Genomic DNA, 19,637 nt, shown 5'->3' on the forward strand with positions numbered 1-19,637 from the left:
CATCTGATTTTGCTGAATTTTAGATGAGGTAGATAAGGCGTTAAATGTCATAACAACCATAAAATTGTTATACCTTCACATGAGGTTTGTAATGAAAAAGAACCTACTTGCCGCTCTGATCCTCTCTACGCTCTCGGTGCAGGTACATGCCACCACGCAGCTTAACGTCTGGGAAGACATCAAGAAGTCATCCGGTATAAAAGAGGCGGTGGCTGACTTTGAAAAACAGTACGACGTTAATGTTAACGTCCAGGAAACCCCTTACGCCCAGCAGCTGGAAAAACTGCGTCTGGACGGCCCGGCGGGCATTGGCCCGGACGTGCTGGTGATCCCTAACGATCAGCTGGGCGGCGCCGTAGTGCAAGGGTTGCTGACCCCCCTGAATCTGGAGGCTAAGCAGACCGAACAGTACACCCCGGCCTCAATCAATGCCTTCAAAATGGATAATGCCCTCTACGGCGTACCGAAAGCGGTCGAGACGCTGGTGCTGATTTACAACAAAGACCTTATCGACAAGCCCCTCAATTCGCTGCAGGACTGGTATGACTTTTCGAAACAGCAGCGCGCGAAAAACCAGTACGGCCTGCTCGCCAAGTTCGACCAGATTTACTACAGCTGGGGGGCAATTTCTCCGATGGGCGGCTACATCTTCGGTCATAACGACAAGGGCGGCTATAACGCCAGCGACGTTGGCCTGAACAAGCCGGGCGCGGTAGAGGCCGTGACGTACCTTAAAAAATTCTACGCCGACGGGATCTTCCCGGCCGGGATAATCGGTGACAACGGTCTGAACGCCATTGACTCCCTGTTCACCGAGAAGAAAGCGGTAGCCGTGATCAATGGGCCGTGGGCATTCCAGCCGTATGAAGCAGCAGGGATCAACTACGGCGTTGCGCCGCTGCCAACGCTGCCCGACGGCAAGCCTATGAGTTCTTTCCTTGGCGTGAAAGGCTACGTTGTCTCCACGTGGAGCAAAGACAAAGCCCTGGCGCAGAAATTTATCGAATTCATCAACCAGCCGCAGTATGTGAAAACGCGCTACATCGCCACGCGTGAAATCCCGCCGCTTACCGCGATGATCGACGATCCAGTTATCAAAAACGACGAAAAAGCGAGTGCCGTCGCGGTACAGTCGGCGCGCGCAACTGCCATGCCGGGCATCCCTGAAATGGGTGAAGTCTGGGGGCCAGCCAACGCCGCGCTGGAGTTGAGCCTGACCGGCAAACAGGATCCTAAAGCCGCGCTGGATAGCGCAGAAAAACAGGTCCAGATGCAAATCGAAGCCATGCAGGCCAGCAACCAGTAATTTTCTGCCGTCGCAAAACGGGAGGACTCTCTCCCGTTTTTTTGAAAGGAGTTGTCTGTGAGTATCATCCCGGAAAATTTTGCCAGACCGCACGGGGCCGGGCGCCATGCCTGGACCGGCCTGCTGCTGGCGTTCATCCCCGGCTTCGGTCAGTTCTACCATCGTCAGTGGCTGAAAGGGATCATCTTCCTGGTACTGCTGGTCAGTTTTCTCGGCGTATTTGCCGATTTTCTGCGCGAAGGGCTATGGGGGCTGGTGACGCTGGGCGAGGAGGTGCCGCGGGACAACTCCATCTTCCTGCTGGCTGAGGGGATCATCAGCGTGCTGATCGCCGCGTTTGGCGTGATGGTCTGGTACCTGTCGATGCGTGATGCGTGGGTGAATGGCAGAAAACGCGATGCGGGACTTGCGCTTAACAGCGTGCGCAAGCAGTACCAGATGTTGCTGAGCGACGGCTTCCCGTATCTTATGATCACGCCCGGCTTTATCCTGCTGGTGTTTGTAGTGGTTTTCCCGATCCTGTTCGGCTTTGCCATTGCCTTTACCAACTACAACCTCTATCACACGCCGCCGGCTAAGCTGGTGGACTGGGTTGGGTTTAAGAACTTCATCAATATCTTCACGCTCTCCATCTGGCGTTCGACCTTCTTCGACGTGCTGCAGTGGACGGTGGTCTGGACCCTGCTCGCTACCACGCTGCAATGTTCAGTAGGCGTGCTGCTGGCCATTCTGGTGAACCAGAAAGATCTGCGCTTTAAACCGCTGATCCGCACCATCTTCATTCTGCCCTGGGCGGTGCCGGGCTTTGTCACCATCCTGGTGTTTGCCGGAATGTTTAACGACTCCTTTGGGGTGATCAACAACGCCATTCTGGCCTTCTTCGGCATCGCGCCAAAAGCCTGGATGACCGATCCGTTCTGGACCAAAACGGCGCTGATTATGATGCAGACCTGGCTCGGCTTCCCGTTTGTTTTCGCTATGACCACCGGCGTGCTGCAGGCCATTCCGGACGATCTGTACGAAGCGGCGACCATGGACGGCGCCAGCAGCGCGACTAAGTTGCGTACCATCACGCTGCCGCTGGTGCTTTACTCGATTGCGCCGATTCTGATCACGCAATACACCTTCAACTTCAATAATTTCAACATCATCTACCTGTTTAATAACGGCGGACCGGCGGTGGTAGGGTCGAATGCGGGTGGGACGGATATCCTGGTGTCGTGGATCTACAAACTGACGATGTCCTCTTCGCAATATGCGATTGCGGCGACCATCACTATCCTGCTGTCGATCTTTGTCGTCGGGCTGGCGCTGTGGCAGTTCCGCGCCACGAAATCGTTCAAAAATGACGACATGGCGTAAGGAACGTAACAATGGCTCAATCACAAAGTATTAAACGTGAGAAGTGGGTTCGCCTCTCGCTCTCCTGGCTGGTTATCGTGCTGGTCTCGATAATCATCATTTACCCGCTGGTGTGGACGGTCGGTGCGTCGTTTAACGCGGGTAATAGCCTGCTGAGCTCGTCGATTATTCCAGAGAACTTCTCGGTGCAGCACTATGCCGACCTGTTCAACGGCCAGGTGAACTACATGACCTGGTACTGGAACTCAATGAAAATCAGCTTCCTGACCATGGTACTGACCTTAATCAGCGTCAGCTTTACCGCCTACGCGTTTTCGCGCTTTCGCTTTAAGGGGCGTCAGAACGGTCTGATGCTGTTCCTGCTGCTGCAGATGATCCCCCAGTTCTCGGCGCTGATTGCCATCTTCGTGCTGTCGCAGTTGCTGGGCCTTATCAATAGCCATCTGGCGCTGGTGCTGATCTACGTGGGCGGCATGATCCCGATGAACACTTACCTGATGAAAGGCTACCTCGATGCCATCCCGAAAGATCTGGATGAATCCGCGCGCATGGACGGGGCCAGTAATTTCCGGATTTTCATCGAAATTATCATGCCGCTTTCGAAGCCGATTGTGGCGGTGGTGGCGCTGTTCTCCTTCACCGGGCCGCTGGGGGATTTCATCCTCTCCAGCACCATTTTGCGCACCCCGGACAAATACACCTTACCCATCGGGCTTTATAACCTGGTGGCGCAAAAAATGGGGGCCAGCTACACCACCTACGCGGCAGGCGCGGTCCTGATTGCGGTGCCGGTGGCGATCCTCTACCTGGCGTTACAAAAATACTTCGTCTCCGGCCTGACCTCCGGGAGTACCAAAGGATAACCATGAAAAGACTCAAACCCGCTTTGCTCGCCGTTTGCCTCTCATGTGGCCTTGCCGCGAGTGCTTTTGCTGCCGACGCGGTGAAAACGCGTCCGTTTAACGCCATGCCTGCAGATTTTATTAAGGGGGCGGATATTTCGACCCTACTGGAAGCCGAACAACACGGCGCGAAATTCTATAACCAGAACGGCCAGCAGCAGGATGCGATTGCGATCCTGAAGGCCAACGGCGTGAACACCGTACGCCTGCGCCTGTGGGTTGATCCACAGGATGCGAGCGGCAAGACCTATGGCGGTGGCAGTAACAACCTGGAAAACACGATTGCGCTGGCGAAGCGCGTGAAGGCGCAGGGCCTGAAGCTGCTGCTCGATTTCCACTACAGCGATTTCTGGACCGATCCGGGCAAACAGTTCAAGCCGAAAGCCTGGGAGAAAATGGACTACCCGCAGCTTAAAACGGCGATCCATGACTACACCCGCGACACCATCGCCCGCTTTAAGAAAGAGGGCGTCCTGCCGGACATGGTGCAGATCGGTAACGAAATCAACGGCGGCATGCTGTGGCCGGAAGGCAAAAGCTGGGGGCAGGGCGGCGGCGAGTTTGACCGTCTGGTCGGACTGCTCAACGCCGCGATTGGCGGGCTAAAAGAGAATCTGACCGGCGGCGAGCAGGTGAAAATCATGCTGCACCTGGCCGAAGGCACTAAAAATGACACCTTCCGCTGGTGGTTTGACGAAATCGCGAAGCGCGACGTGCCATTCGATATCATCGGCCTGTCAATGTACACCTACTGGAACGGCCCGATTAGCGCGCTGAAGGCCAATATGGATGACATCAGCAAGCGCTATAACAAAGACGTGATTGTGGTGGAAGCGGCATATGGCTATACGCTGGACAACTGCGATAACGCTGAGAACAGCTTCCAGGCGAAAGAAGAAAAAGACGGCGGCTATCCGGGTACCGTTCAGGGCCAGTACGATTATATTCACGATTTAATGCAGTCCGTTATTGATGTTCCGGACCACCGTGGCAAAGGCATCTTTTATTGGGAGCCGACCTGGATTGCCGTACCGGGCACCACGTGGGCGACCAAAGCCGGCATGAAATATATCCATGACGAATGGAAAGAGGGGAATGCCCGCGAGAATCAGGCGTTATTTGATTGCCAGGGAAAAGTGCTGCCATCAATAACGGTATTTAAATAATTTTTATCTTCATTCAGGACGTTTTTAATATGAATAAATTTGCGCCTTTAAGCCCAAAGGTCGCGGCGTTATTGCATGGCGCCGACTATAACCCGGAGCAATGGGAGAATTATCCCGGTATTATTGAAAAAGATATTGCCATGATGCAGCAGGCAAAATGTAATGTGATGTCGGTGGGCATATTTAGCTGGGCAAAGCTGGAGCCGCGTGAAGGGGAATATGATTTTGCGTGGCTGGATAATATTATTGAAAAACTGTATGCGGCAGGTATTCATATTTTCCTTGCTACGCCAAGCGGCGCGCGTCCGGCGTGGATGTCGCAAAAATACCCTGAGGTGCTGCGCGTCGGGCGCAACCGCGTGCCCGCGCTGCACGGAGGCCGGCATAACCACTGCATGTCATCGCCAGTGTACCGTGAGAAGACATTCACCATTAACCGCCTGCTGGCGGAGCGTTATTCACACCATCCGGCGGTACTGGGCTGGCATATCTCTAATGAATACGGCGGCGAATGTCATTGTCACCTGTGTCAGGCACGTTTTCGCGACTGGCTGAAGGCGCGCTATAAAACCCTGGACGCGCTGAACCACGCGTGGTGGAGCACCTTCTGGAGCCACACCTACACCGACTGGTCGCAGATAGAGTCCCCTGCGCCGCAGGGAGAAGTGTCGATTCACGGCCTCAACCTCGACTGGCGTCGCTTCAATACCGCACAGGTGACCGATTTCTGCCGCCATGAAGTGGCCCCGCTAAAAGTAGCGAATGCGGAACTGCCGGTAACCACCAATTTTATGGAGTATTTCTACGACTACGACTACTGGCAGCTTGCGAAGGCGATCGACTTTATCTCCTGGGACAGCTATCCGATGTGGCACAAGGAGAAAGACGAAACGGCGCTCGCCTGCTACACCGCCATGTATCACGACATGATGCGTAGCCTGAAGGGCGGTAAGCCCTTCGTGCTGATGGAGTCGACGCCGAGCACCACCAACTGGCAGCCAACCAGCAAGCTGAAAAAGCCGGGGATGCATATTCTCTCGTCAATGCAGGCGGTGGCGCACGGAGCGGATTCGGTGCAGTACTTCCAGTGGCGTAAAAGCCGCGGGTCGGTGGAGAAATTCCACGGCGCGGTTATCGACCACGTGGGTCATCTGGATACCCGCGTCGGGCGTGAAGTGACGCGCCTGGGCGAGATGCTGGCACGCCTGCCGGAGGTCGCAGGTTGCCGTACCGAGGCCCGGGTGGCGATTGTCTTCGACCAGCAAAACCGCTGGGCGCTGGATGATGCCGAAGGTCCGCGCAATATGGGAATGGAGTACGAAAAAACCGTCAACGAGCACTATCGTCCGTTCTGGGAAAAAGGCATTGCGGTGGATGTCATTGACGCTGACGGCGATCTGAGCGACTACGCGCTGGTGGTGGCCCCCATGCTTTATATGGTACGCGAAGGGTTTGCCGAGCGGGCAGAAGCCTTTGTGGCTAATGGCGGGCATCTGGTGACGACCTACTGGACCGGCGTGGTGGATGAGACCGATCTCTGTCATCTGGGCGGTTTCCCTGGCCCGCTGCGCAAGCTTCTGGGCATCTGGGCGGAAGAAATCGAGTGCCTGGGCGAGGGGGAACGCAACCTGATTCAGGGGCTGGCAGGCAACGCGGCAGGTTTGCAGGGGCCGTATCAGGTGCGGCATTTATGCGAGCTGATCCACGCTGAGTCCGCACAGGTGCTGGCGACCTACCGCGATGATTTCTACGCAGGTCGCCCTGCGGTAACGGTCAACCGCGTCGGTAAAGGCAAGGCGTGGCATGTCGCTTCACGTAACGATCTGCCGTTCCAGCGCGATTTCTTCGCCGGGATTATCAACGAGCTGGCACTACCGCGCGCCATTGAGGGTGAACTCCCGCCGGGCGTGGTTGCCACGGCACGCACGGATGGCGAAACCACCTGGGTGTTTGTGCAGAACTACACGGCACAGCAGCAGTACATCACGCTGCCACAGGGGTATACCGACTGCATGACAGACGCCGCTGCTGCGGGCGATACCGCTCTGCTGCCCTGGGACTGTCGTGTGCTCAGGCGTAAAGCGTAATTGATTTTCTCCCTCTCCCTGTGGGAGAGGACTGGGGTGAGGGCATCAGACCGCACCGTCCGGGCAAAAAGGCACAGAACGCCTGCTCCACGAGCAGGCATTTTTTTATCTGCATATAATGAGGCGTATTATGGACAGTCAAATTACCCAGCGTTTAATTCCCGCATTTGGCGGCGACGATAATATCGAACACGTCGAAGCCTGTATTACCCGCCTGCGCGTGACGGTAAAAGATTTAAATAAAGTTGACTCAGAGGCATTACAGAATGAAGGGGCGCTGGGGGTAATTATTATTGGCCAGCAGGTGCATGCCATTTTTGGCAGGCAGTCTGATGCCTTACGTCAGTTATTAGATGAACATTTTAATCAGTAAATAAAAAAAGGGATAGCCAAAATAATGGCTATCCCGAAAAAGGCGAATAAACTGCCAGTTGTTGGAGATACAATAACGATTAACGCATTTTAGAAATAAATATTACCACCAGGCTTCAACCTGCACGCCGAAGTTCCAGGTATTACTGGCGGTGCCGTCTTCGAAGGATTTCCCATGTTCGGAATCATTAAGATAAGAGGCAAACACGCGTAGCTCGGGACGTGACATGAAATCAGGTCCGTCCGCCAGACCTAAGGCGATCGTGTACTTCTCACCACTCTGCTTGTAGTTTGAACCGTCGGTATAGGTATCTTTCTGGTAGAACCCGCCCACTTCACCAATCAGACGCACATATTCGGTGAACTGATACTGCGCGCGGCCCACCAGCGAAATCAGGCGCGATTTATCGGTATACTGCGTGGTGTCATCCGCCGAGCCCCAGGTCAGGACGTGGTTAAAGGAGAGCTTATCGGTAATGGGAATTAAGCCGGTATTAATCACGCGGTAGCCGCTGGCATCGTTCACATAGTTCCACATGTCGTACCAGCCGCCCCCCTGGGAAACCATGTTCTGCGCCAGACCTTTGTTGGCATACTGCAGCACCAGCTTGTTATAGCCACCCAGCATATCCTGGCTGATCTCTCCGGTTACCATCACGCCGTTGTCGGCCTCGTACAGTCCGCCATACTCTTTCTGTTTGTTGGTCGGGTTTGGCATGGCATAGTCAATACCCACTTCCGTCCACGCGCCTGCCCACGGTTTCCAGCCCGCATAGCGGAGATCGATATAGTTGATGTTCACGTCGTTATCACCGTCAACGCGGTAGTCCACGTCGTTGGCATCGCCGCGGATCCAGGCCACAGAGACCGCGCCAGGGCCGAGCGTATAGTTTTCAATACCTGCACCGGATCCCGAGATGTTCCAGTATTTGGTGTCAATGATGTGCAGATCATGACGCTGGTAATAGCGCTTCCCACCCCAGATAACCGCATTCGGATCGCCCGGGATCAACCCCTTGATCTGCAGGTTAAGCTGACGCAGGCCAAACTGAGCGTCGTCGCCAAAGGTGGTTTCGTTATCGTTAGAGCCGTCAGACACCATGTTCACCATGCTGTCGAGATAAAAGCTCACGTCGTTCTTTTTGTAGACCTCAGAGCCCAGTTCCAGCTCGCCGTAGGTATCGGCTTCGTTACCCAGACGGCCTATTTTATTCTTCTGCCACTCCTCCATCCCACCATCCCGTGAGACGCCCACGCCGGAGCGAAGATAGCCATGAAAATCAATCGGTACTGAAGACGCAGCAAACAGCGATGGAGACGCTAACGCGGCAGCCAGCGCAACGGATACAGAGCGGATCGTCGTGTTTATTGTTACCCTCTTATTGTTTTTGTAATACGCTCACAAAACAGCTGTCATAAAATGCCTAAACCTTCTGGCTGGCAATTGAACGATCCTAAATGTGTGATTAACTGCAAATAAAATAGACAATTTTGTTACGAGTGATGAGCTGTGCCACAAATTATGGCACTGTGAACGTAATACTTTTTGATGGTGTTATGTCTGCGAAGTGAGGGCAGTGAGCGTTTTTTTACAGCGCCCCTGTTACAATCATCGCATAACAACATAAGGAACCGGACCATGAAGTCGAAAAGCGCAACGTTAGAGGACGTCGCACGCCATGCAGGCGTCTCCTATCAGACCGTGTCCAGGGTACTGAATAAATCTGCCAATGTATCCGAGGCCACGCGCCACAAGGTTGAGAAATCCATAGAGTTATTGCGGTATGTGCCGAATCGCCTGGCCCAGCAACTGGTAGGCAAGCAGAGCCAGACCGTCGGGCTGGTGACCATTTCACTGGCTTTGCACGCGCCTTCTCAGGTGGCGGCAGCGGTAAAACGCTATGCGAACGTGGAGGGATACCAGGTACTGATCTCGATGATAGATGAGAACGTCAACCAAAGTATTCAGGACTCTATCAACGAACTGAAGTCCCAGCTGGTGAGCAAGGTGATCATTAACGTGCCTCTGGAGGCCGAAGAGGCGCAGAAAATCGCCACCGACAACGACGATATCGTCTGTCTTTTCCTGGATGTCGACCCGTACAGTTCTGTGTTTAACGTTTCGTTTAACCCGGCGGATGGGACCCGCGCCAGCGTTAAATACCTTTATGAGCTGGGCCATCGCGACATCGCCCTGCTGGCGGGGCCGGAGTCCTCTGTGTCGGCACAGTTGAGGCTAAAAAGCTGGATCGAAACCCTGAAGGGTTACGGGCTGGAGCCCGCTTCGGTGATCCGCGGCAACTGGGATGCGCAGAGCGGGTATGCCGGTGCGCTGCAGATGTTGCGCGAAACGCCGCAGTTTTCCGCTGTACTGGTGGCCAACGACCAGATGGCGCTGGGCGTACTGAGCGCCTTCCACCAGCAGCAGATTTCCATTCCTGGCGAGAAGTCGGTGATTGGCTACGATGATACCTACGAAAGCTCGTTCTTCTACCCGGCGCTGACGACGGTCTCACTGGATTTAGATCTGCAGGGCAAAGAGGCGGTGCGCCGCATTCTGGACAGCGGCGAAGAGAGTGCCCTGCGCATGTCTTCGATTTTACCTGCCCGTCTGGTGGTGCGACAGTCCACCGGGCCGAAAGGGGAGAAGGGAAAAAACCTCCAGGCGCTGGCCCAGCAGCTGCGCGAGATTGCGCATCAACTGGGTGATGTGTAGCGGAGTGAGCACCTCAATCACAGGAAAGAGGTGCTCGTAAGATTACTCCAGCCCCAGCGTATACTGGGCGATTTTGAAGTAGATAATCAGCCCGGTACCGTCGATAAGCGTCGCGATAAACGGCGCGGAGACGACGGCCGGGTCAATGCCGCAGCGCTTGAGTACCATGGGAATAACGGACGAGACTATGGCACTCCACAGCGTAATGCACACCAGCGTCAGGCTGACGATAAGGGTAATTTCCAGCCCAATCCCCATCATCCATGCGCGGATGCACCCGGCAATACCGAGCGTGACGGCAATCATCAGTGAGGTGGTCATCTCTTTGCAAAGTACGCGACCGACATCGCGCAGATGCACTTCACCCAGCGCCATGGCGCGCACCAGCGTGGAGGTGATCTGCGTTCCGCTGTTCCCACCGGTGCCAATCAGCAGCGGGATAAAAAATGCCAGCGCAATGGCGGACTCCAGCGCCTCTTCAAAGTGCTGGATCACCGAGCTGGTGTAGGCTTCCGCGACAAACAGCAGCAGCAGCCAGACGGAGCGTTTTTTCCACAGGCTGAAGGCGCTGGTCTCCAGATAGGGCTTTTCCAGCGGCAGCGTGGCCCCCTGGCGCTGGGCATCTTCGGTGACATCGTCTTCCAGCAGGTGAGCCATTTCGCGCTCGGTGAGGCAGCCAACCAGCTTGCCGTGGGTGACAACAGGCACTACATCCGCACCGCTGTGAGCCAGCAGTCCGGCGACATCGGCCCGCTCATCTTCCGGTTTGACCTGCAGAAATTGCGACAGCATCAGCGATTTTACCGGCTGTACGGTATCGGTGGTTTGCAGTAATTTGCGTACCGCAATCATGCCTGCCAGGCGACCCTGATCTTCAATGAAAATATGCGACGGAATATCATCGTCTTTTAATTTTTCGAAAAACTGCTCGCGCGCCAGCGCCACGCATAATGAAATATCGAGGACGATAAAATCGGTATTCATATATTGCGCGATGGCGCTGTCATTGAATACCGGGTTCTGGTTGTGAATAGCGTAAGACATAGTGAATTCCCTTTGAATAAAAAATCTCTCAGGGGCGAGCAAGACAGGGCATGTCGAAGAGGAGATCCCCACGTCCTGGGTTCAGCACTGTACACCGTATCCCGTAAGGGAAGTTATACTGACAAAGCCTTGATTCGACAGTGCCTGTTTTACCCTGTGCGGGTTCTCTCGAACCTGCCAGAGCGATAACGTGTATTTGTACAGGAGCCTCGCCATAACGAGATCGTTGTAAACCAGCGGGATAATACGCTTATTTTATTTTCCCGCTCTGGAATTTAAAAAATGTTTAGGGAATGTTTATGTATTCATTATTCATGACGCGTTGAGCCTTTATTTAAACTTGCTCGACTTTAATGGGAGGATAAATATTCACGAGGAGAACAAGGTGGCGTGGTTTGACAATCTGCTCAATCATTTTGCGCATTATCCGACGCATCTCTTTGCGCTACTCTTCGTGCTGGCTTTGAGTAAATCCACGGTGCTGATCTCCTCCGTGCTGCCGCCCGCCTCGGTGATGTTGCTGACCGGGATCACCGTCAGCCAGGCGAGCCTGCATCCGGCGTTGACGTGGCTGGCGGTGGTAATGGGGGCCACGCTCGGTTCGCTGCTGAACTATCATATCGGTCAGTTGATGGGGCATACGCGGCTGGTGACGCGCATTACCTCAAAACATGCCGATACATTTTTGCGGGTGCAGCATCAGCTACAGAAAAACGGCGTGCTGGTGCTCTTCACCGCCCGTTTTCTGGCGGTACTGCGCTATATCGTGCCGCTGGCGGCGGGCATGCTCAGGCTCAACCGGGTGAAGGTTTACGCGGTCAGCCTGTTTTCTGCCGCCGTCTGGGCGGCGCTGTATGTCGGCATTGTCACCGGCATCAGCGCCTTTTGAGTTACAAACTTCCCATTCCGCCGTCCACCAGCAGTTCCGTTCCTACCGTGTAGCTGGATTCGTCGGAGGCCAGATAGAGCGCGGCTTTTGCCAGCTCCGTCGTCGAGCCCATTCTGCCCAGCGGCACAAGCTTGATGATCTCCGCCATCATCGCGTTAAGCGTCTCTTCGCTTAAGCCCGTTTTCGTAAAGGCCGGGGTTTCTACCGGGCCGGGGCTCAGACCGTTAACGCGAATGCCGCGCGGTAACAGCTCTGCCGACAGTGTGCGTGCCAGCGACAGCAGGGCGGCCTTGCTCGCGGCATACACGCTGCTGGTGGGCAGGCCGATGCGCGCGCTTACGGAGCCGCACAGGATCACCGAGGACGGATTATTCAGCAGCGGCAGCAGCGCCTGAATTAAAAAGAACGGTCCCTTCAGGTTGATGCCCATCAGACGATCCCAGGCCTCTTCCTGCCACGCTTCCAGCGGTGCGTGCGTCACGTCGCCGGCGTTGAGAAACACCGCGTCCAGGCGTGGCCAGCGGGTGGCAAGCGTCTCCGCCAGCGCTTTTTGCGAAGCAATATCTCCCGCATCGGTCGGGATCACCCAGGCCTTATCGCCCAGAATGCGCTCTGCTTCGGCGAGCGTTTCCGGGTTACGACCGGTGACGGCGACATGCGCCCCTTCGGCGAGAAACACCTGCGCAGTGGCAAGGCCAATGCCGCTGGTTCCGCCGGTAATCAGCGTATATTTACCTGCTAAACGACCCATGTTCTTCTCCTGAAATGTCTCTGGAGAAAGCACTATAGAAACGTTAGTATCGAAAGGAAACTAGGTACCAATTGGATACTAATGCGGCAAGAGGTGTGCTATGGCGGAATTGCTCGATATACGTTGTGAAAAAAATTCTGAGGTTTATGTCTGCCCGATGACGCAGTTTGTGAACCTGATTTCCGGGAAGTGGGCGATCCCTGTTCTTTATCGCCTGATTATCCTCAATGCGCCGGTACGCTTTGGCGATCTGCTGCGCGCTACCGCCCCCATCACGCAAAAAGAACTCACGAAGCAGCTCAGGCTGTTCGAACAGCGCGGTCTGGTGTCGCGCACGGTTTACCCGGAGATCCCACCGCGCGTGGAGTACCAGATAACGGGGCTGGGGTTGACCCTGCAAGGGGCGCTCTCGCCGCTGGCCGCCTGGATGAGTGAGTACGGCGACCAGCTTGAGCGTTAGCCTACTGTTTTACATAGCGCGGCGCCGGGATGCCGGTGCGGGCGCTGTTAAACAGTTCCAGACGTGCCGTTTCGTAGCGATCCCACAGGCTGGCATCATGCATTGGCGGAATGGTAATCAGCTCGCCCTGATCCAGACCCGCCAGCGAAGCATCCACCATATCGTCAGTGGTCATCACCGAGCCTTCCGGCAGATCGTTCACCGTCACGCCGGAATGCTGCCAGATTTCTGTTGCCGTTGCGGCGGGTAAGACGGCCTGAATACGCAGGTTGCTGTCGGCAAACTCCTCCTGTAACCCACGGGTAAAGCTGAGCACCCAGGCTTTGGTGGCGCTGTACAGCGCGCTGCCTGCACGCACGTGCAGGGACAACACCGAGGCGATATTGATAAGCGTACCGTGGTTATTCTGCGCCAGGCGCGGCAGGATCGCATAGGTCAGGCGCATCAGCGCCGTGGTATTGAGGGTGTTAATGGCCTGATGCTGGGCCACATCGCCCGCGAGGAACGGCGCCATCTGCGCGGTGCCGGCGTTGTTAACCAGCGCATCAATGGCGGTATTGCTACGCAGTTCGTCTTCTACCGCGCGGATCCCGGTTTCATCGGTGAGATCGGCCACCAGAATATCGACGGTCACGCCATAGCGCGCGCGCAGGTCGGCGGCGAGGGTTTGCAGCCGATCCTCGCGGCGGGCGACCAGGACCAGGTTAGCGCCGCGCGCGGCAAGGCGATCGGCATAGACGGCACCAATCCCGGAAGAGGCACCCGTAATCAGGGCGGTAGTGATTTGCATAATCATCGTGTGTTACCTCAAAGCAAAGTGAGTTATTTGGTTTCAATATGAAACTGAATTCACTGTCTGCTATTTGGTTTTATAATGCAACTATATTGGTGGTCATTTTGTGCTTTTGCCGTCGGGAACGATCAGGAGGGGAGTTTAGCCACGATCTCTTCAGGCTTAAGTTCGCGGCCATCGTCGGCAATAAGCAGCAGTTTACGCAGCGGTTTGCGCTGTTCGCTATCAACGAGAACGGTGCCGCATTCGTTTTCCGCGAACAAAAATTCATTGCCCCACTGGGACAGGGCAACCAGCACCGTCTGGAGTGCGCGTCCCTTGTCGGTCAGAACGTATTCCTGCCAGGCGCTGCCGTCGGAGGCGGGCTGGAGCCGGAGGATGCCTTCATCGACCAGCAGTTTTAGCCGCGCGGTCAGCATGTTTTTCGCGATACCGAGGCTTTTCTGGAACTCGCCGAAGCGTTTAATCCCACGCAATGCGTCGCGAACAATCAGCAGCGACCACCAGTCGCCGATGATATCCAGCGAACGGGCGACAGGGCAGGTACTCTCTTCAAGACGGGTGCGTTTCACAGGCAAATCTCCGGGCGTATGTAGTTTTATTATAAAACTAATCTGCTCACCGGGTAAGCGTGTTATTCATCAGTTTGAGAAATGCTTCCCGGAAAATTGTCACGGATCTGTCACACTGAACGCGACATTTTAAAACGAGTGAGGAATTAGGGATGAGAAAAGCACTACTCGCGGTGGCCGTAGCCGGTCTCTTTTCAGCAGCCTCCGGGGTGCAGGCGCAAGAGACGCCGGAAGGGTATCAGCTGGAGCAAGTTTTAATTATGAGCCGTCACAACCTGCGCGCACCGCTCGCCAATAACGGCAGCGTGCTGGAGCAGTCCACGCCAAAGCAATGGCCTGAATGGGAAGTGCCGGGCGGTCAGCTCACCACCAAAGGTGGCGTGCTGGAGGTTTACATGGGGCACTACATGCGCGAGTGGCTGGCTCAGCAGGGGATGGTGAAGACGGGAGAATGTCCACCGGCGGAGAGCGTTTATGCTTACGCCAACAGCCTGCAGCGCACCGTGGCTACCGCGCAGTTCTTCATTACCGGCGCGTTCCCGGGGTGCGATGTTCCTGTGCATCATCAGGACAAAATGGGCACCATGGACCCAACCTTTAACCCGGTGATTACCGATAACTCACCGGAATTCCGCGAAAAAGCGCTTAAGGCGATGGAGTCCGAGCGCCAGAAAATGCAGCTTGCTGAAAGCTACCGGCTGCTGGAGCAGATGACGAACTACGCCGATTCGCCGTCGTGCAAAGAGAAAAAAGTCTGTTCACTGGCAGACGCGAAAGATACCTTCAGCGCCGACTACGAAAAAGAACCGGGCGTTTCCGGGCCGCTGAAAGTGGGCAACTCGCTGGTGGATGCGTTCACGCTGCAGTATTACGAAGGCTTCCCGGCCGACCAGGTGGCCTGGGGAGAGATTAAAACCGACCAGCAGTGGCGCGTATTGTCGAAGCTGAAAAACGGATATCAGGACTCGCTGTTTACCTCAACCGAGGTGGCGCAAAACGTCGCCAAACCGCTGGTGAAGTATATCGATAAAGCCCTGGTGACCGATCAGGCAAAAGCGCCGAAAATCACCCTGCTGGTGGGGCATGACTCCAACATTGCCTCTCTGCTGACGGCGCTGGACTTCAAGCCGTACCAGCTACATGACCAGCAGGAGCGCACCCCAATCGGCGGCAAAATTGTCTTCCAGCGCTGGCACGACAAAAACGGCAACCGCGAGCTGATGAAAATTGAGTATGTGTATCAGAGCTCAGAGCAGCTGCGTAACGCCAGCGTGCTGTCGCTGCAGTCTCCGGCGCAGCGCGTGACGCTGGAACTGAAGGGGTGTCCGGTGGATGCGAACGGTTTTTGCCCGATCGATAAATTTAATACGGTGATGAACGACGCGGCGAAATAAGATAATCCCCCCGCGCAGGCGGGGGGAAACGCTCAGACGTTTTTACGTTCGATGGTTTGCTCACCCCAGAAGAGCGAGTCTTTGTCCGTTTTTTCGAAGGCGCGTACCAGCACTTCATCATTGCCTTCTTCCCAAATCTGCTCTGCCAGTTTTTCATCGTATTTCGCGACTTCAAAAATGGCTTCGGCGATCTCCGGAGAGGTATTGCGTAAACTTGCCCATTCGCCCACGTGGTGAGCTTTGGATTCTTGAGTTGGCATGCTTGTCCTCCTGTTGAGTTAGCCGTTCAGTTTTTTGGCCAGACCCGCGACGTATTCACCCTGATAGCGGGCGATAGCGAGCTCTTCGTTGCTCGGCTGTCGGGATCCATCGCCACCGGCAATGGTGGTTGCACCGTAAGGTGTGCCGCCACGTACCTGAGAGACATCAAACAGTTCCTGCGCGCCATAGCCAATCGGTACAATCACCATCCCATGATGAGCAAGGGTAGTCCAGGTTGAGGTAATCGTCTGTTCCTGGCCTCCGCCGGTCCCGGTGGAGCTGAACACGCTGGCGAGTTTGCCGTACAGCGCGCCAGAGGCCCACAGCCCGCCCGTCTGATCGAGGAAGGTGCGCATCTGGCCTGACATATTGCCAAAACGGGTGGGGGTGCCGAAGATAATGGCGTCGTAATCCGCCAGCTCCTGAGGCGTGGCGACCGGCGCATTCTGGGTTTTTCCTCCGGCTTTGGCGAACGCTTCTGCCTGCATGGTTTCCGGTACGCGTTTTACCACAACCTCCACGCCGTCCACTTTGTTTGCACCTTCTGCTACCGCGTGAGCCATGGTTTCAATGTGTCCATACATGGAATAATAGAGCACCAGAACTTTAGCCATTTTGCATCACTCCTCGTTTGTTTTTTCTGACAGCGAATCGCTGCGTTCATTTAAAGATATGACATCACAGCCAGACTGCAAAAATGAACGGCATTTCTTTGATTTATAACAATATGCTGACCATCGCGGCTTGTAGCAAAATGAAACATTTTTACCGCCGACGATTTTTGAAATGATAAGAAAGGCTTATGGATGACCGCCGCGTTTTCTCACCCAAAAGACTGAGATCTTGTTGCAGAATATTAACTACAGCTTGCCGGATACCCTCAGTCCACTAAGCTTAGTTTCACGCGGCACAGATAAAGGCGCTGTCCTTTAGCCGCGAGGTGAAAGAATCCTCTTTTACTGAATGCAATATGATGTCTAATGTTTCACATACTGGAGGTTAGAGATGGCAAACCATCGTGGTGGTTCAGGTAATTTCGCCGAAGATCGTGAAAGAGCATCAGAAGCAGGCCGTAAAGGTGGCCAGCATAGCGGGGGTAATTTTAAAAATGACCCTCAGCGCGCATCTGAGGCTGGCAAAAAAGGGGGTAAAAACAGCCATGGCGGCAATAAGTAAGTCGCCGGGTTGAAAGACCTCTGCCGCCGGGTTCTCCCGGCGGTTTTTTTATTTCTGTAACATTGAACTGCAATCAAAGGCATCGCACACTAGTCCCTTCATTCTACGTTCTGGTGCCTCATGTCTGTTTCTCGTTTTACCTTCTCCGTCAAACCTCAGGAAGCGATCCTCATTCTGATCACCATGTTCTGGGGCGGAACCTTTCTCGCCGTCCAGTATGCGGTCACCCTGAGCGATCCGTTCTTCTTTGTCGGCCTGCGCTTTGCGACGGCAGCGATTGCCGTGGGGTTGATCTCGTTGAAAACCCTGCGCGGGCTGACCCTGCAGGAGCTCAAGGCCGGGGTGGCGATTGGCGTGGCGATCGCCATGGGGTATAGCCTGCAGACGTGGGGGTTACAGTCAATCTCCAGCAGTAAATCGGCCTTTATCACCGCCATGTATGTGCCGCTGGTGCCGTTACTGCAATGGCTGTGTCTGGGACGCCTGCCGGGTGTGATGTCCTGCATCGGCATTGTCCTGGCGTTCATCGGCCTGATTTTGCTGGCCGGGCCGGAAAATAACCTGCTGGCACTGGGGCCGGGCGAGATCATTACCCTGGTGGGAGCCATTGCGATTGCCGCGGAAATTATCCTCATCAGCGCCTGGGCCGGGAAGGTCGACGTTAAGCGCGTCACGGTGGTACAGCTTGCCACGGCGTCGCTGGTGGCGTTCGCGACGATGGTTCCGGCAGGGGAGTCGGTTCCGCCGATGTCTGCCGGGCTGGTGGTGGTGGCGCTGGGGCTGGGTATTTTCAGCGCCATTATTCAGGTGACCATGAACTGGGCACAGCGCAGCGTGTCGCCGACGCGGGCGACGGTGATCTACACCGGTGAACCGGTCTGGGCGGGGATTTTTGGACGCATTGCCGGAGAGCGCTTACCGCTGCTGGCGCTGGTCGGCGCGGCGTTTATCGTTGTTGGGGTGCTGGTGAGTGAGCTAAAGCTCAAAAAACGACGTAAGGCGATTGCCGGGTAAGCGCAGCGTCACCCGGCAAGTAAGGGGCCTTTATATCAGGTGGAGGGGGTGATGGCTTCCCCTTGCGCTTCATCCCCTTTCCGGCGGCTCAGCAGGGCATTAAGCAGAATCGCCCCAAAGGTCGCCGTACCAATCCCGCCAACCGTAAATCCGCCCAGCGTCAGGGCAAAATCACCTGCACCCAGCACCAGCGTGACCGCCACCATAATCAGGTTACTGTTCTGGCTGAGATCGACGCGATGCTGTACCCAGATGCGCGCTCCCGCCACGGCAATCAACCCGAACACCACAATTGATGCGCCGCCGATGACCGGCGAGGGAATGGTGTGGATCAGCGCACCAAATTTTGGTGAGAAGCCGAGCAGCATCGCCATGACCGCCGCCGCCACGAACACCAGCGTGGAGTAGACTTTCGTTACCGCCATCACGCCAATGTTCTCGGCGTAGGTGGTGACACCGCTGCCGCCCACCGACCCGGAGAGCATCGTCGCCAGGCCATCCCCGACAAACGCGCGCCCCATATACGGATCCATACTGCGCCCGGTCATGCCCGCCACGGCCTTCAGATGCCCTAAGTTCTCCGCCACCAGGATCACCGCGACAGGGGCGATAAGCATCATGGCCTGCGTGTTAAAGGTTGGCGACGTGATCTGCGGCAGACCGAACCAGGCAGCCTGATGGAGCAGGGTAAAGTCGACAGGCTTGCCGAAACCAAAGACATTGGCCAGCAGGGCGTAGATCAGACAGGCCACAATCAGCCCGACCAGAATCAGCAGACGCTGGACCATGCCGCGGGTGAATACCGCCACCAGAACGATACACAGCACGGTGATCACCGCCATCCAGCTCTCAAACGGCGAGCCGGAGACACTCTTCACGGCAATTGGCGCCAGGTTCAGGCCAATCGCCATCACCACCGCGCCGGTAACCACTGGCGGCATCATTCGCTCGATCCAGCGGGTTCCGATCTTCATCACCACGACGCCAATCAGGGTATAGACCAGACCACAGGCGATAATGCCGCCGAGGGCGACGCTGAGGTTGGGGTTGATCCCCTGACCGTTAAACCCGGTGGTGGCGATGACCACGCCGACAAAGGCGGCGCTGGAGCCCAGATAGCTGGGCACGCGCCCGCCGGTGACAAAAAAGAACAGCAGGGTGCCAATACCCGACATCAGAATGGAGAGATTGGGATCAAGGCCCATCAGCATCGGCATCAGCACCGTTGCGCCAAACATGGCGACCGCGTGCTGGACGCCCATCACCAGGGTTTGCCCGAGCGGGAGCCGTTCATCCGGCGCGACCACGCCAGGTTCTGTAGAGGTCGATTTCAACTGCCAGTGGGGAAATCCGAACATTGCCATGAGCTGCT

At 55.6% G+C, this 19,637-nt stretch carries 20 protein-coding genes and 1 riboswitch; of the genes, 12 read left to right on the forward strand and 8 right to left on the reverse strand.

Annotated elements, in window-relative coordinates; genetic code table 11:
• Nucleotides 1-91: 91 nt before the first annotated feature.
• The 6 genes from HX884_RS01020 (at nucleotide 92) to HX884_RS01045 (ending at nucleotide 7,196) form a co-directional block, all read left to right on the forward strand.
• Nucleotides 92-1,306 (forward strand): extracellular solute-binding protein, encoded by a 1,215-nt coding sequence (locus HX884_RS01020; protein ID WP_178327501.1) that lies wholly within the window; start codon nucleotides 92-94, stop codon nucleotides 1,304-1,306.
• A gap of 57 nt (nucleotides 1,307-1,363) precedes the next feature.
• Nucleotides 1,364-2,668 (forward strand): carbohydrate ABC transporter permease, encoded by a 1,305-nt coding sequence (locus tag HX884_RS01025; RefSeq protein WP_029883250.1) that lies wholly within the window; start codon nucleotides 1,364-1,366, stop codon nucleotides 2,666-2,668.
• A gap of 11 nt (nucleotides 2,669-2,679) precedes the next feature.
• A complete protein-coding gene (locus tag HX884_RS01030) occupies nucleotides 2,680-3,531 on the forward strand; it encodes a sugar ABC transporter permease (RefSeq protein ID WP_013097215.1) in 852 nt (283 codons plus the stop codon).
• 2 nt (nucleotides 3,532-3,533) lie between these two features.
• Nucleotides 3,534-4,736, forward strand: coding sequence for an arabinogalactan endo-beta-1,4-galactanase (locus tag HX884_RS01035; protein ID WP_178327502.1), 1,203 nt, complete (start codon nucleotides 3,534-3,536; stop codon nucleotides 4,734-4,736).
• A 29-nt stretch (nucleotides 4,737-4,765) separates the two neighbouring features.
• Nucleotides 4,766-6,823 carry a beta-galactosidase gene (locus tag HX884_RS01040; RefSeq protein ID WP_023620985.1) on the forward strand — a complete coding sequence of 686 codons (2,058 nt, stop codon included), beginning with the start codon at nucleotides 4,766-4,768 and terminating at the stop codon, nucleotides 6,821-6,823.
• Nucleotides 6,824-6,953: 130 nt separating this feature from the next.
• Nucleotides 6,954-7,196, forward strand: coding sequence for a PTS transporter subunit EIIB (locus HX884_RS01045; protein WP_013097212.1), 243 nt, complete (start codon nucleotides 6,954-6,956; stop codon nucleotides 7,194-7,196).
• A gap of 102 nt (nucleotides 7,197-7,298) precedes the next feature.
• Here the strand turns inward: HX884_RS01045 and HX884_RS01050 are convergent, their stop codons facing one another.
• Complete coding sequence (locus HX884_RS01050) at nucleotides 7,299-8,564, reverse strand: maltoporin (RefSeq protein WP_178327515.1); 1,266 nt, start codon at nucleotides 8,562-8,564, stop codon at nucleotides 7,299-7,301.
• Between the two features lie 270 nt (nucleotides 8,565-8,834).
• Here HX884_RS01050 and HX884_RS01055 point away from each other — a divergent pair, with 270 nt between their 5' ends.
• The gene (locus HX884_RS01055; RefSeq protein ID WP_038419069.1) at nucleotides 8,835-9,911 is read left to right on the forward strand and encodes a LacI family DNA-binding transcriptional regulator; all 1,077 of its coding nucleotides are present in this window, start codon (nucleotides 8,835-8,837) and stop codon (nucleotides 9,909-9,911) included.
• 42 nt (nucleotides 9,912-9,953) lie between these two features.
• Here HX884_RS01055 and HX884_RS01060 read toward each other — a convergent pair whose 3' ends face one another.
• Nucleotides 9,954-10,955, reverse strand: a complete 1,002-nt coding sequence (locus tag HX884_RS01060) for a magnesium transporter (protein WP_040021574.1) — start codon at nucleotides 10,953-10,955, stop codon at nucleotides 9,954-9,956.
• 59 nt (nucleotides 10,956-11,014) lie between these two features.
• Nucleotides 11,015-11,184, reverse strand: a riboswitch (M-box (ykoK) riboswitch).
• 156 nt (nucleotides 11,185-11,340) lie between these two features.
• On the opposite strand from HX884_RS01060, the gene HX884_RS01065 reads away from it, so the two are divergent.
• Nucleotides 11,341-11,844 carry a DedA family protein gene (locus HX884_RS01065; protein WP_023620983.1) on the forward strand — a complete coding sequence of 168 codons (504 nt, stop codon included), beginning with the start codon at nucleotides 11,341-11,343 and terminating at the stop codon, nucleotides 11,842-11,844.
• Between the two features lies 1 nt (nucleotide 11,845).
• On the opposite strand, the gene HX884_RS01070 is transcribed toward HX884_RS01065, so the two are convergent.
• Nucleotides 11,846-12,595 carry an SDR family oxidoreductase gene (locus HX884_RS01070; RefSeq protein ID WP_178327503.1) on the reverse strand — a complete coding sequence of 250 codons (750 nt, stop codon included), beginning with the start codon at nucleotides 12,593-12,595 and terminating at the stop codon, nucleotides 11,846-11,848.
• 100 nt (nucleotides 12,596-12,695) lie between these two features.
• On the opposite strand from HX884_RS01070, the gene HX884_RS01075 reads away from it, so the two are divergent.
• The gene (locus HX884_RS01075; RefSeq protein WP_013097206.1) at nucleotides 12,696-13,055 is read left to right on the forward strand and encodes a helix-turn-helix domain-containing protein; all 360 of its coding nucleotides are present in this window, start codon (nucleotides 12,696-12,698) and stop codon (nucleotides 13,053-13,055) included.
• 1 nt (nucleotide 13,056) lies between these two features.
• Here HX884_RS01075 and HX884_RS01080 read toward each other — a convergent pair whose 3' ends face one another.
• Together HX884_RS01080 and HX884_RS01085 are read right to left on the reverse strand one after the other, a co-directional pair.
• On the reverse strand, nucleotides 13,057-13,851 hold the full coding sequence (locus tag HX884_RS01080; protein WP_178327504.1) for an SDR family oxidoreductase: 795 nt from the start codon (nucleotides 13,849-13,851) through the stop codon (nucleotides 13,057-13,059).
• A 125-nt stretch (nucleotides 13,852-13,976) separates the two neighbouring features.
• Nucleotides 13,977-14,420: a helix-turn-helix domain-containing protein gene (locus HX884_RS01085; protein WP_020689657.1), complete on the reverse strand. Its 444-nt coding sequence runs from the start codon at nucleotides 14,418-14,420 to the stop codon at nucleotides 13,977-13,979.
• 152 nt (nucleotides 14,421-14,572) lie between these two features.
• Here HX884_RS01085 and agp point away from each other — a divergent pair, with 152 nt between their 5' ends.
• Nucleotides 14,573-15,814: a bifunctional glucose-1-phosphatase/inositol phosphatase gene (gene agp / locus HX884_RS01090; protein ID WP_178327505.1), complete on the forward strand. Its 1,242-nt coding sequence runs from the start codon at nucleotides 14,573-14,575 to the stop codon at nucleotides 15,812-15,814.
• Nucleotides 15,815-15,846: 32 nt separating this feature from the next.
• Here the strand turns inward: agp and HX884_RS01095 are convergent, their stop codons facing one another.
• Nucleotides 15,847-16,074, reverse strand: coding sequence for a YccJ family protein (locus HX884_RS01095; RefSeq protein WP_008499832.1), 228 nt, complete (start codon nucleotides 16,072-16,074; stop codon nucleotides 15,847-15,849).
• Nucleotides 16,075-16,092: 18 nt separating this feature from the next.
• Nucleotides 16,093-16,689 carry an NAD(P)H:quinone oxidoreductase gene (wrbA, locus tag HX884_RS01100; RefSeq protein WP_013097202.1) on the reverse strand — a complete coding sequence of 199 codons (597 nt, stop codon included), beginning with the start codon at nucleotides 16,687-16,689 and terminating at the stop codon, nucleotides 16,093-16,095.
• Between the two features lie 391 nt (nucleotides 16,690-17,080).
• Between wrbA and HX884_RS01105 the strand changes: the two genes are divergently transcribed.
• Nucleotides 17,081-17,251, forward strand: a complete 171-nt coding sequence (locus tag HX884_RS01105; RefSeq protein ID WP_013097201.1) for a general stress protein — start codon at nucleotides 17,081-17,083, stop codon at nucleotides 17,249-17,251.
• Nucleotides 17,252-17,371: 120 nt separating this feature from the next.
• Complete coding sequence (locus HX884_RS01110; RefSeq protein ID WP_029882766.1) at nucleotides 17,372-18,265, forward strand: DMT family transporter; 894 nt, start codon at nucleotides 17,372-17,374, stop codon at nucleotides 18,263-18,265.
• Nucleotides 18,266-18,300: 35 nt separating this feature from the next.
• On the opposite strand, the gene rutG is transcribed toward HX884_RS01110, so the two are convergent.
• Entirely contained in the window at nucleotides 18,301-19,629 is a 1,329-nt protein-coding gene (gene rutG / locus HX884_RS01115; RefSeq protein ID WP_178327506.1) for a pyrimidine utilization transport protein G, read from the reverse strand.
• Between the last annotated feature and the right edge of the window lie 8 nt (nucleotides 19,630-19,637).

It is taken from the genome of Enterobacter sp. SECR19-1250, assembly GCF_013391025.1.
GTDB classification, from domain to species: Bacteria; Pseudomonadota; Gammaproteobacteria; order Enterobacterales; family Enterobacteriaceae; genus Enterobacter; species Enterobacter cloacae.